Annotated in this window: 10 protein-coding genes; 3 read left to right on the forward strand and 7 right to left on the reverse strand. The window is 70.5% G+C overall.

Annotated elements, in window-relative coordinates; all coding sequences use genetic code 11:
* On the reverse strand, positions 1-705 hold a 705-nt coding region (locus ACWEK3_RS13400), incomplete at its 3' end, for an ATP-grasp domain-containing protein (protein WP_453249708.1).
* Between the two features lie 186 nt (positions 706-891).
* Between ACWEK3_RS13400 and ACWEK3_RS13405 the strand changes: the two genes are divergently transcribed.
* On the forward strand, positions 892-1,908 hold the full coding sequence (locus tag ACWEK3_RS13405; protein WP_450547345.1) for a 2-dehydropantoate 2-reductase: 1,017 nt from the start codon (positions 892-894) through the stop codon (positions 1,906-1,908).
* A 108-nt stretch (positions 1,909-2,016) separates the two neighbouring features.
* On the opposite strand, the gene ACWEK3_RS13410 is transcribed toward ACWEK3_RS13405, so the two are convergent.
* From ACWEK3_RS13410 to ACWEK3_RS13430, 5 genes are all read right to left on the reverse strand, one after another.
* On the reverse strand, positions 2,017-2,271 hold the full coding sequence (locus ACWEK3_RS13410; RefSeq protein WP_450547344.1) for a formate dehydrogenase subunit delta: 255 nt from the start codon (positions 2,269-2,271) through the stop codon (positions 2,017-2,019).
* A complete protein-coding gene (gene fdhF, locus ACWEK3_RS13415; protein ID WP_453249709.1) occupies positions 2,255-5,071 on the reverse strand; it encodes a formate dehydrogenase subunit alpha in 2,817 nt (938 codons plus the stop codon). The genes ACWEK3_RS13410 and fdhF overlap by 17 nt, the downstream gene beginning before the upstream one ends.
* Positions 5,068-6,675 (reverse strand): formate dehydrogenase beta subunit, encoded by a 1,608-nt coding sequence (locus tag ACWEK3_RS13420; protein ID WP_450547347.1) that lies wholly within the window; start codon positions 6,673-6,675, stop codon positions 5,068-5,070. Before ACWEK3_RS13420 ends, fdhF begins: the two co-directional genes overlap by 4 nt.
* A gap of 2 nt (positions 6,676-6,677) precedes the next feature.
* Positions 6,678-7,148: a formate dehydrogenase subunit gamma gene (locus ACWEK3_RS13425; protein ID WP_450547342.1), complete on the reverse strand. Its 471-nt coding sequence runs from the start codon at positions 7,146-7,148 to the stop codon at positions 6,678-6,680.
* A 277-nt stretch (positions 7,149-7,425) separates the two neighbouring features.
* A complete protein-coding gene (locus ACWEK3_RS13430) occupies positions 7,426-8,178 on the reverse strand; it encodes an acyl-CoA dehydrogenase family protein (protein ID WP_453249710.1) in 753 nt (250 codons plus the stop codon).
* Between the two features lie 291 nt (positions 8,179-8,469).
* On the opposite strand from ACWEK3_RS13430, the gene frc reads away from it, so the two are divergent.
* Both frc and ACWEK3_RS13440 read left to right on the forward strand, forming a co-directional pair.
* Positions 8,470-9,699 carry a formyl-CoA transferase gene (gene frc, locus ACWEK3_RS13435; RefSeq protein ID WP_361413995.1) on the forward strand — a complete coding sequence of 410 codons (1,230 nt, stop codon included), beginning with the start codon at positions 8,470-8,472 and terminating at the stop codon, positions 9,697-9,699.
* Positions 9,700-9,702: 3 nt separating this feature from the next.
* Positions 9,703-11,859, forward strand: coding sequence for an acetate--CoA ligase family protein (locus ACWEK3_RS13440; RefSeq protein ID WP_450547340.1), 2,157 nt, complete (start codon positions 9,703-9,705; stop codon positions 11,857-11,859).
* Between the two features lie 99 nt (positions 11,860-11,958).
* Here ACWEK3_RS13440 and ACWEK3_RS13445 read toward each other — a convergent pair whose 3' ends face one another.
* A complete protein-coding gene (locus ACWEK3_RS13445; RefSeq protein ID WP_450537891.1) occupies positions 11,959-12,642 on the reverse strand; it encodes a GntR family transcriptional regulator in 684 nt (227 codons plus the stop codon).
* Positions 12,643-12,840 lie beyond the last annotated feature (198 nt).

A 12,840-nucleotide genomic window follows, 5' to 3' on the forward strand; every position in this document is an offset into this window, starting at 1 on the left:
CGCCTCCAGCGGGTTGGCCGCGGCCCGGTCGTGGAGCTCCTCGAACTCGGGGTGACGGAACTCCGCGTTGTCGTCCAGCGACACCTTCCCGTCGATAGCGACGATCTCGCCCTCGCCGGACCTGACCAGCGGGTTGACCTCGACCAGGAGCGCGTCGGAGGCGACGAAGGCCTGCCACAGCAGCCGCAGCACCCCGGCCACCTGGTCGGCGACGTCGGCCGGGAAGGCGGCCTTCTCGACGATCTCGCGGGCCTTCTTCTCCGTCACGCCCTCGTGCGCGTCCACCGGGACCGTCGCCAGGGCCTCGGGCTTGGTCGCGGCGACCTCCTCGATGTCCATGCCGCCCTCGACGGAGGCCATGGCCAGGAAGGTGCGGTGGGTGCGGTCGAGGAGGAACGAGACGTAGTACTCGTCCCGGATGTCGGCCGTGGGGGCCAGCATCACCTTCTGGACCGTGTGGCCCTTGATGTCCATGCCGAGGATGTCCGTCGCGCGGGCGACGGCCTCGTCCGGGGTGGCGGCCAGCTTGACGCCACCGGCCTTGCCGCGGCCACCGACCTTCACCTGGGCCTTGACGACCGCCCGGCCGCCCAGCCGCTCGGCCGCCGCGCGGGCGGCCTCGGGCGTGTCGACGACCTCGCCGGCCGGCACCGGCACACCGTGCTTGGCGAAGAGATCTCGTGCTTGGTACTCGAACAGGTCCATTGAAGTGGCCTCCCAAAGCCGCTCACGGAAGCGTCGGCGGCTCTGCGAGCATAAAGTCAACTGAATACTGTATGCAATAGCTGGACGTGAGGCTCCCCGCCCCGCACGATGGCCTCCCCCTGAACCCTGGACACCGCACAGCGGTATTGCATACAGTATCCAGCCTCCTACTGAGAGGAGTCCATCGTGAAGATCGCGGTCCTCGGAGCCGGTGCGATCGGCGCGTACGTCGGGGCGGCTCTGCACCGGGGCGGCGCCGAGGTGCACCTGGTCGCCCGCGGTGATCATCTGCGGGCCATGCGGGCCGACGGAGTACGGGTGCTGAGCCCCCGTGGAGACTTCGTCGCCCGGCCGCACGCCACGGACGACCCGGCCGAGATCGGTCCGGTCGACTACGTCTTCCTCGGCCTGAAGGCCCACTCCTACCCGTCGTGCGGGCCGCTCATCAAGCCGCTGCTCGCCGACCACACGGCCGTCGTGGCCGGCCAGAACGGCATTCCGTGGTGGTACTTCCACCAGCTCGCCGGGCCCTACGAGGGCCGGCGGGTGGAGGCGGTCGACCCGGACGGCGCCACCAGTGCCGTCCTGGCGCCGGAGAGGGCCATCGGCTGCGTCGTCTACCCGGCGACCGTCATCGAGTCCCCCGGAGTGATCCGGCATCTGGAGGGCACCCGGTTCTCCCTCGGCGAGCCCGGGGGCCAAGTCTCCGAACGCTGCGCGGCGTTGAGCCAGGCCCTGATCGCCGGCGGGCTGAAGGCCCCGGTCGAACCGAACCTGCGCGACGACATCTGGATCAAGCTGATGGGCAACGTCGTGTTCAACCCGCTCAGCGCGCTCACCAGGGCAACCATGGCCGAGATCTGCCAACACACTCAAACCCGGCGCTTGGTCGTCCAGTTGATGGAGGAGACCCTCGACATCGCGGCGCGGGTGGGCAGCACGCCGGACATATCGATCGAGAAGAGGCTGCGCGGCGCCGAGGGGGTCGGGCACCACAAGACCTCGATGCTCCAGGACCTGGAGGCCGGCAAACCGCTCGAACTCGACGCCATCGTGACCGCGGTGGTGGAGCTCGCCGACATCACCGGCGCGGAGGCGCCCACGCTGCGCGCCGTCCACGCGGCCACCGACCTGCTGGCGCAGTGCAGTTCACAGGGCAGCAACGCACTGAACGGCGCCGCGCCGGGAGCCGTACCCGCCTGAGCCGGGCCGCCGCCACCGGCTCCGCCCCGCGGCGCCGCACACGGACCACCACCTCATCTCCCCGTCGCCACGAGGGGAGATGAGGCGGTGGTGTCGGGAACGGACCGGTCAGTCGCCGGCGGCCTCGTCCGTTCGGACGGCCGGCTTCAGCGCGGCGACGATCACGGGGGACAGTCCCTCCGCTCCCCCGTCGACGAACTCGGCCAGCCTCGCGCGCATCCTCGGGTCCCAGAACCGCTGGATGTGTCCCGCGACCGCCTCGGCGGCCTGCTCGTCCGGCAGGTGCCCGAAGGCCGCGGCGATGTCGTTCGCCATCCGCTGTTCCGGTGGCACGGCGCCCGCCATCTCAGTCCACCACCGCATGCCGGTCGTCCCGGAGCCGATCGGCTGCGTGCCCGGCGAGCGGGTGGGCGAGTCCGACCTGCACGGCGGTCACCTTGTACTCCGGGCAGTTGGTCGCCCAGTCCGAGTTCTCCGTGGTCACCACGTTGGCGCCGGTCACGGGATGGTGGAAGGTGGTGTACACGACCCCCGGCGGCATCCGGTCGGACACCTGGGCCCGCAGGGTCGTCTCCCCGACGCGGCTGGTCAGCGTCACCATGTCGCCGTCGCCGATGCCGCGCACCTCGGCGTCGTGCGGGTGCAGTTCCAGCAGGTCCTCGGGGTGCCAGGCCACGTTGCCGGTACGGCGGGTCTGCGCCCCGACGTTGTACTGGCTCAGGATGCGCCCCGTGGTCAGGACGAGCGGGAAGCGGGAGGTGGTCCGCTCGTTGGTCGGCAGATAGGTGGTGACCACGAACTTCCCCTTGCCGCGGACGAATGCGTCCACGTGCATGGTCGGCGTGCCCTCCGGCGCCTCCTCGTTGCACGGCCACTGGATGCTGCCGAGCTTGTCGAGGGAGGCGTAGGAGATACCGCGGAAGGTCGGGGTGACCTGGGCGATCTCGTCCATGATCTGGCACGGGTGGTCGTATTCCATGGGGTAGCCCATGGCGGCAGCGATCTCGCCGACGATCTGCCACTCGTGCTTGCCGGTCTTCGGCTTCATCACCGCGCGCACCCGGTTGACCCGGCGTTCGGCGTTGGTGAACGTGCCGTCCTTCTCCAGGAACGAGGCGCCCGGCAGGAAGACATGGGCGAACTTGGCCGTCTCGTTGAGGAAGAGGTCCTGTACCACGACGAGTTCCATGGCCTCGAGCGCGGCGGTGACGTGCTTGAGGTTCGGGTCGGACTGGGCGATGTCCTCGCCGTGCACGAACAGGCCCCGGAAGGAGCCGTCGATCGCCGCGTCGAACATGTTGGGGATCCGCAGTCCGGGCTCGGCGAGGATCGTGCGGCCCCACAGGTCCTCGAAGACGGTGCGGACCGCGTCGTCGGAGACATGGCGGTAGCCGGTGAACTCGTGCGGGAAGGAACCCATGTCGCACGAGCCCTGCACGTTGTTCTGTCCGCGCAGCGGGTTGACGCCGACGCCGTCACGGCCGATGTTGCCGCACGCCATCGCCAGGTTCGCCATACCCATGACCATGGTGGAGCCCTGGCTGTGCTCGGTGACGCCGAGCCCGTAGTAGATGGCCCCGTTGGGCGCCTGCGCGTACAGCCGGGCGGCGGCCCTCAGCTCCTCGGAGGGCACACCGGTGATGGGCTCGGTGGCCTCCGGGCTGTTCTCGGGGCGGGAGACGAACTCCGCCCACTCGTCGAACCCTTCGCAGCGGTCCGCCACGAAGGACTTGTCGACGAGGTCCTCGGTGACCACCACGTGCGCCATGGCGTTGATGACGGCGACGTTGGTGCTCGGGGTGAGCTGGAGGTGGTGTGCCGCCTCGATGTGCGGTGAGCGCACCAGGTCGATGCGGCGCGGGTCGATCACGACGAGCTGCGCGCCCTCGCGCAGCCGGCGCTTCATCCGCGAGGCGAAGACCGGGTGGCCGTCGGTGGGGTTGGCGCCGATCACCACGATCACGTCGGCCTGGGCCACCGAGCGGAAGTCCTGTGTGCCCGCCGACTCGCCGAAGGTCTGCTTCAGCCCGTATCCCGTCGGGGAGTGGCAGACCCGGGCGCAGGTGTCGACGTTGTTGTTGCCGAAGGCCGCGCGGACCATCTTCTGGACGACGTACACCTCCTCGTTGGTGCAGCGCGAGGAGGTGATGGCGCCGATCGCGCCGGAGCCGTGGCGCTCCTGGATGGAGCGCATCCCCCGGGCGACCGTGCGGATGGCCTCGTCCCACTCGACCTCGCGCCACGGGTCGGTGATCCTCTCCCGGACCATGGGCTTGAGGATCCGGTCGGGGTGGGTCGCGTAGCCGAAGGCGAAGCGGCCCTTCACACAGGAGTGCCCCTCGTTCGCCCCGCCGTCCTTGTAGGGCACCATCCGGACCAGTTCGTCACCGCGCAGCTCCGCCTTGAAGGAGCAGCCGACGCCGCAGTACGCGCAGGTCGTGACGACCGAGCGGGTCGGCATGCCGAGTTCGACGACCGACCGCTCCTGGAGCGTCGACGTCGGACAGGCCTGGACGCACGCGCCGCACGAGACGCACTCGGAGTCCATGAACAGCTCGCCCGCGCCGGGTGAGACCTTGGAGTCGAATCCCCGGCCCTCGATGGTCAGCGCGAAGGTGCCCTGCACCTCGCCGCAGGCCCGCACGCAGCGGGAGCAGACGATGCACTTGGACGGGTCGAAGTCGAAGTACGGGTTGCTCCGGTCGGCCTCGGCGTCCAGGTGGTTCTCGCCCTCATACCCGTACCGGACCTGGCGCAGGCCGACGACGCCGGCCATGTCCTGCAACTCGCAGTCGCCGTTGGCCGGGCAGGTCAGACAGTCCAGCGGGTGGTCGGAGATGTACAGCTCCATGACGCCCTGGCGCAGCTTCTCCACCTTGGGCGTCTGGGTGCGCACCCGCATGCCGTCGGCGACCGGCGTGGTGCAGGACGCCGGGGTGCCCCTGCGGCCGTCGATCTCCACGACGCACAGCCGGCAGGATCCGAACGCGTCGAGGCTGTCGGTGGCGCACAGCTTGGGTATGTCGATGCCGGCGAGCGCCGCCGCGCGCATCACCGACGTGCCCTCGGGGACCGTGACGGGCAGTCCGTCCACTTCGACCGACACGGTCGGCTCCCCGGGCCTTTCGGGGGTGCCGAAGTCGGGTTCCTTGAGAAGGGTCATGCCGTGTCCTCCGTCCTCGCGCCGCTCGTCCGCGCGGTGCGCACCGCCGTGCGTGCGTCGCGGGCGAGGAAGTCGTCAGAGAAGTGTGTGATGGCGCTGCGCACCGGCATCGGCGTCAACCCGCCCATGGCGCACAGCGAACCGTCGGTCATCAGCTCGCAGAGGTCTTCGAGCAGGGCGAGGTTGTCGTCGCGGTCCTCGCCCGCCACGATCCGGTCGATCACCTCGACCCCGCGTACCGAACCGACGCGGCAGGGCGTGCACTTGCCGCACGACTCCACGGAGCAGAACTCCATCGCGAAACGGGCCTGCGCGGCCATGTCCACGGTGTCGTCGAAGACCACGACGCCGCCGTGGCCGAGCATCGCGCCGGCCTCGGCGAACGCCTCGTAGTCCATCGGCAGGTCGAACATGGAGGCCGGCAGGTAGGCGCCCAGCGGTCCGCCGACCTGCACCGTGCGCACCGGGCGTCCGGAGAGTGTGCCGCCGCCGTAGTCCTCGACCAGTTCGCGCAGGGTGACGCCGAACGCCGTCTCCACGATGCCCCCGCGTGCGATGTTGCCGCCGAGCTGGAAGACCTGGGTGCCGCGCGAGCGCTGCACGCCGAGTTCCTGGTAGGCCTTCGCGCCGCGCGCCATGATCACCGGCACGGTGGCGAGGGTGAGGACGTTGTTGACGACGGTCGGCTTGCCGAAGAGTCCCTCCAGCGCGGGGATGGGCGGCTTGGAGCGGACCATGCCCCGCTTGCCCTCCAGACTCTCCAGCATGGAGGTCTCCTCGCCGCAGATGTACGCGCCGGCGCCGACCCGGACGTGCAGGTCGAAGGTGAGGTCGGAGCCGAGGATCCGCTCTCCGAGCCAGTTGTTCCCGCGCGCGATGTCGATCGCGGCGCGCATCGTGGCCACGGCATCGGGGTATTCCGAGCGGATGTAGACGTAGCCCTCGCGTGCCCCGACCGCGTGCGCGGCGATCGTCATGCCCTCGATCAGCATGAACGGGTCGCCCTCCATGACCATGCGGTCCGCGAAGGTCCCGCTGTCGCCCTCGTCGGCGTTGCAGCAGACGAACTTCAGCTCGTCGGAGCACTCCGAGACGGTCTTCCACTTGACGCCGGCCGGGAATCCCGCGCCGCCCCGGCCGCGCAGGCCGGACTCGGTGACCTCGGCGATCACCTCGGCGCGGGGCAGCCCCAGCGCGCACCGCAGCCCGGCGAGGCCGCCGTGCCGCAGGTAGTCGTCGGTGGAGAGGGGGTCGGTGATCCCGATCCTGGCGAACGTGACCCGCTTCTGCCGTGCCAGCCACGGCAGTTCGTCGACGACGCCGAGCCGCAGCGGATGGTCCCCGCCGTCAAGGAGGCCCGCGGCGAGGAGGCCCTCCACGTCCGAGGGCGTCACCGGTCCGTAGCCGACCCGGCCGGCGGGTGTCGCCACCTCTACGAGCGGCTCCAGCCAGAGCATGCCGCGGGAGCCGTTGCGCACCACTTCGATCGGCCGGTCCTGGCCGGCGGTGGCCTGTCGGAGGGCGTCCACGACCGCGTCCGCTCCCACGGACCGTGCCGCCGAGTCGCGGGGAACGTACACCGTCACCGGAGAGCGGGAATCCATCGTCACGGCGACACCGCCTCGTCGAGGATCGAGCGCAGGCGCTCCACGTTCACGCGTCCGTGCAGGGCGTCGTTCACCTGGATGGACGGCCCCAGCGCGCAGTTGCCGAGGCAGAAGACCTGTTCCACGGTGACCGAGCCGTCCGCCGCCGTCTCCCCCGGTGCGAGGCCGACCCGGTCGCGGGTACAGGCCACCAGGGCGTCCGCGCCGAGGGCCTGGCAGGCCTCGGCCCGGCAGATGCGCACGGTGGTGCGGCCCGCCGGTTCGCGGCGGAAGTCGTGGTAGAAGGAGACCACCCCGTGCACGTCCGCCCGGGACAGGTTGAGTTCGTCGGCGAGCAGCGCGACGCACTCCTGCGGCACATGGCCGAGTTCCGCCTGGATGGCGTGCAGTATCGGCAGCAGCGCGCCGCGTTGGCCGCGATGGGCGGCCACGATCGCGCTGATCGCGGCTCGCACCGGTACGTCACTCACGCTTGTGGTCATGATCGCCCCCAGTTACCGGCGTGCGCGGAAGTCGAGCGCGAGGCCCTCGCCGCTGTCGTACGAGTTTGGTTTCGCGAACACATGAACCCTTGCCCCTCGTCTGCGGATGCGCAGAGGCGGTGACCAGCGGCACTGCCGCTTCCGCCGACCCGGTCGGTGCACGGACAACGCTCCGCAGCATAATCGCCTACTTACAGTTTGTATACAGTGTTCAGCCTCATGGAGCGCGCCGTTCCAGGCCCCACGAGACACCGCGAGCCGGCGGCTACACGCGCACCTCGGCGCCGACCGGCTGGGCGACCGCCGCACCCGGGGCCGGCAGTGCGGCCAGCCACGGCAGCACCGCGCCCAGCACGGTGCTGATCCCGCCGCCGCTCGGCCCGAGCATCGCCCCCGCCGGCACCAGGACGGGGTCGGCACGGACGGTGGACGACGCGCTACCGCGCGGACCCTCCCCGTCCGGGCGTGCGGGCACGAACAGCCCGGGTGCGTCGGCCGGCACCAGCCAGAGGGTCAGTCCGTCGCGCCCGTCGGCCGGCCGGGAGGACCACACGTAGCTGTCGGCCTCCCCCGCCCCGACCACGTTGTGCTTCCGGGCGCGCAGCGCCACCACGTCCCCCGTGCGCGTCGCTGTCGAGGGCGGACCGGGAGGCGCGCCGTGCTCACCGGACTCGACGGCCTCCGCCAGGGCAAGGGTGCTCAGGTGGTGCCCGGTGGCGATCTTCCGGCGCACCCAGTGGATGCCGTGGGCCTCGATGACCGCGACGGCGGCGTAGTGGGACCTGAGCACGGCGCCGGTGGCCGGGCAGGCCCGGGACACCTCGGCCACCACCTCGGCGGCCTCCGCCAGACCGAGTCCCTGTCCGCCGAGGTCGGCGGAGACGGTGAGCGCCAGCAGTCCGGAGTGCCCCAGCGCGGCGACCGAGGCCCGGGGGAACGCGCCGTGCGTGCGGACCCGTTCGGCCTCGGGCTCGATGACGCTGCTCATGGCGTGGGAGAGAGCGGTGCGGTACGACATGGGGCGGCCCCTTGAAGTCACTTCCAGCGCAGATTGCATACAGTATGCTCTCTAGCGGGAGCGCCGACCACCCCCAAGTGTGCGAATCCACCGCCCGAGCAAAATCACACGCAGGCGACTGGACAGCCGCCACTCGGTCGGCCGATGATTGCATACAGTATTCGTTGCCTGTATGCAGGACGCGTCCGATTCAGGACGTCCGTGTTCAGAACGCCGGCATCCAGGAAGGGAGGGCTCGGCGACTCCCGTACGGCCAGACGCACCAAACCGTGTACAAGTGAGGTGATCCCCATGACCAGGGCTCTTGAGGGCGTGCGCGTCCTCGACATGACACACGTCCAGTCAGGCCCCTCCGCCACCCAGTTGCTCGCCTGGCTCGGTGCGGACGTCGTCAAGCTGGAAGCGCCGACCGGCGACATCACCCGCAGGCAGCTGCGGGACCTCCCCGACGCCGACTCCCTCTACTTCACGATGCTCAACTGCAACAAGCGGAGCATCACCCTCAACACCAAGACGGAACGCGGCAAGGAGCTGCTCACCGAGCTGATCCGGCGCTCCGACGTCATGGTCGAGAACTTCGGACCGGGCGCCGTCGACCGCATGGGCTTCACCTGGGACCGCATCCAGGAGATCAACCCGCGGATCGTCTACGCCTCCATCAAGGGGTTCGGCGAGGGCCCGTACACCACCTTCAAGGCGTACGAGGTCGTCGCGCAGGCCATGGGCGGCTCGATGGCGACCACGGGCTTCGAGGACGGCCCGCCGACGGCCACCGGCGCACAGATAGGCGACTCGGGGACCGGGGTCCACCTCGTCGCCGGCATCCTCGCGGCGCTCTTCCAGCGCGAGCGCACCGGGCGCGGCCAGCGGGTCAACGTGGCCATGCAGCACGCGGTGCTCAACCTCTGCCGGGTGAAGCTGCGCGACCAGCAGCGCCTGGCGCACGGCCCGCTGGCCGAGTACCCGAACGAGGACTTCGGCGAGGAAGTGCCGCGCTCGGGGAACGCCTCCGGCGGTGGCCAGCCCGGCTGGGCCGTCAAGTGCGCGCCGGGAGGCCCCAACGACTACGTGTACATCGTGGTGCAGCCGCCCGGCTGGAAGCCCATCACCGAGCTGATCAACCGCCCGGAACTGGCCGAGGACCCCGACTGGGCCAGCCCCGAGGCCCGGCTGCCCAAGCTGGACAAGATGTTCCAGTTGATCGAGGAGTGGAGCAGCACCCTGCCCAAGTGGGAGGTGCTTGAGGCCCTCAACTCCCACGGCATCCCCTGCGGCCCGATCCTGTCCACCAAGGAGATCATCGAGGACCGGTCGCTGGCCGCCAACGAGATGATCGTCCCGGTCGAGCACCCCGAGCGCGGCACCTTCAAGACCGTCGGCTCGCCCCTGAAGCTGTCCGACTCCCCCGTGACCATCACCAGCTCCCCGCTGCTCGGCGAGCACAACGAAGAGGTCTACGCCGGCGAACTGGGCCTCGACGACGAGGAACTGAAGCTCCTCAAGACGAACGGAGTGATCTGAGCGATGCCCCTGAACCATGCCTCAGCCGACCGCGACACCGTGGCGAAGGTGCTCGCCATCGTGCGCGCCGAGGGCCGCAGCGCCCTGACCGCGCCCGAGGGCAAGCGGATCGCCGACGCGTACGGCATCGCCACCCCCGGCGAGGCCCTGGCACGCGACGCGGACGAGGCGGTCGCCCACGCCGGCGCCTTCGACGGGCCGGTCGTCCTGAAGATCGTCTCCCCCGACATCCTGCACAAGACCGACGCCGGCGGGGTGGTCGTCGGTCTGCACACGGCGGACGAGGTGCGTGCGGCGTTCGACCGGATCGTCGCCAACGCCAAGAAGTACGACCCCAAGGCCCGGATCACCGGCGTGCAGGTACAGCAGATGCTGCCGCCGGGCCAGGAGGTCATCATCGGGGCGGTCACCGACCCCACGTTCGGCAAGGTCGTCGCCTTCGGTCTGGGCGGGGTGCTGGTCGAGGTCCTCAAGGACGTGACCTTCCGGCTGGCGCCGGTCGCCGAGGACGAGGCGGCCTCCATGCTCGACTCGATCGGGGCGGCCGAGATCCTGCGCGGCGTGCGCGGCGCGCCCGCGGTGGACCGCGGGGCGCTGGCCGAGCAGATCCGCAGGGTCTCGCAACTGGTCACGGACTTCCCGGAGATCGCCGAGGTGGACCTCAACCCGGTGATCGCCACGCCGGAGGGCGCGCTCGCGGCCGACATCCGCGTGATCCTCGCCGAGAACGCGCCGGCCGCGCGGCCGAAGTACAGCCGTGAGGAGATCCTGACGGCGATGACACGGCTGATGCAGCCGCGGTCGGTGGCGGTGATCGGTGCCTCCTCCGAGGCCGGCAAGATCGGCAACTCGGTGATGCGCAACCTCATCGACGGCGGGTTCGCGGGCGACATCCACCCGGTCAACCCGAAGGCCGACGAGATCGAGGGCCGCAAGGCGCACGCCTCCGTCCTGGACATCCCGGGCGAGGTGGACGTGGCCGTCTTCGCGATCCCGGCGAAGTTCGTGCCCACCGCGCTGGAGGAGGTCGGCGCCAAGGGCATACCCAACGCCGTCCTGATCCCGTCCGGGTTCGCCGAGACCGGCGAGCACGAACTCCAGGAGCGGATCGTCGCCATCGCCCGGGAACACGGCGTACGGCTGCTGGGACCGAACATCTACGGCTACTACTCGCCGTGGCAGGACCTGTGCGCCACGTTCTGCACCCCGTACGACGTCAAGGGCCCGGTGGCGCTGACCTCCCAGTCCGGTGGCATCGGCATGGCGATCCTCGGCTTCGCCCGCACCACCAAGACCGGTGTCTCCGCGATCGTGGGCCTCGGCAACAAGTCGGACATCGACGAGGACGACCTGCTCACCTACTTCGGCGAGGACCCGAACACCAAGTGCATCGCGATGCACCTGGAAGACCTCAAGGACGGCCGGGCGTTCGTCGAGGCCGCCCGTGAGACCGTGCCGAAGAAGCCGATCGTGGTGCTCAAGGCCGGGCGCACCTCGGCCGGAGCGAAGGCCGCCGGCTCCCACACCGGAGCCCTGGCCGGCGACGACGCCGTCTACGACGACATCCTGCGGCAGGCCGGCGTGATCCGCGCCCCGGGCCTGCACGAGATGCTCGAGTACGCGCGGGCGCTGCCCGTCCTGCCCACCCCGCAGGGTGAGAACGTCGTCATCATCACCGGCGCCGGCGGCTCCGGCGTGCTGCTCTCCGATGCCTGCGTGGACAACGGGCTGAGGCTGATGGAGATCCCGGACGACCTCGACGAGGCGTTCATGCGGTACATCCCGCCGTTCGGCGCGGCCGGGAACCCGATCGACATCACGGGTGGCGAGCCGCCCTCCACCTACGAGGCGACGATCCGCCTCGGTCTGGAGGACCCGCGGGTGCATGCCCTGATCCTCGGCTACTGGCACACCATCGTCACCCCGCCGATGGTCTTCGCCGAACTGACCGCGCGTGTGGTGGCCGAGGCGCGGGCCAAGGGGATCCACAAGCCGGTGGTGGCCTCGCTCGCCGGGGACACCGAGGTGGAGGCGGCCAGCGCCTACCTCTTCGAGCGCGGGGTCGTCGCCTACCCCTACACCACCGAACAGCCGGTGGCCGCTCTCGGCGCCAAGTACCGCTGGGCCAGGGCCGCCGGACTGCTTCCGGCCGACGGGTGACCACCCGGCGGTCGACGCGTTGATTCGACGGCCAGGGGGCGCCACCTTCGCGGTGGCGCCCCCTGGCCGTTCGGTGCAGGCGCGTGGCCGCGCCCGGCGTCACTCCTCGGAGCCGGCACGCTCGTGGTAGGTGACGCGGGTCTGCTCCGTGTGCGCCCGCATCAGCCGCTGCGCGCGCTGCTCGTCCCCCGCCTCGATCGCGTCGATCAACTCGCGGTGCTCGCGCCAGGAGTGCTCGCCGCGGGTCCGCGCGATGGGCGTGTAGAACCAGCGCATGCGGCGGTCCACCTGCGCGGACAGTTCGGCGAGCACGGAGTTCGCCGCGAGTTCCATGACGTACGAGTGGAAGGCGGCGTTGGCGGCGACCACCGCGTCGACGTCGTCGGACCGCAGGGCCCGCTCGCCCTCCTCGCACAGCTCGCGCAACCGCGCCGGCGCCTCGTCTCCGGCCCCGGCCGCCGCCAGCCGCGCCGCCTCGGCCTCCAACAGTCCGCGTACGACGAGTAGTTGGTCGGCCTCGTCCTCGGTGGGCTCGTGCACGAACGCGCCCTGGGCCGGGCGCAGATCGACCCAACCCTCGGTGTTGAGCCGCTGGAGCGCCTCGCGCACGGGCTGGCGGGAGACGCCGAGCTGCCCGGCGAGCTCGGTCTCGATCAGGTGCTGACCGGGCTTGAGCACCCGGGTGATGATGAGTTCGAGGAGGGCCTCGTAGACCCGCTCGCGCAGCGGACCCGGCCGCTCCAGCTTCGGCACGGTTCCGCTCGGCAAACCCGCGGAGAGCATGGCTTCCATCCCCTGATCAGCGGCCCGACCGAGCCTGGGAGTGAGATTGACTTTCGTCTACAGTCTACCGACGCACCGCCCCGCACAGGACTCACACCGACTGTGACCCAGTTCACATCACCCAGGAGTCGCGGAATGCCGGACGGCACCGGCGTCACCGGGTGCCCACCCTCGCGACGGGCGGTTTTCGCCCCGGGG

It is taken from the genome of Streptomyces sp. NPDC004721, from assembly GCF_053601495.1.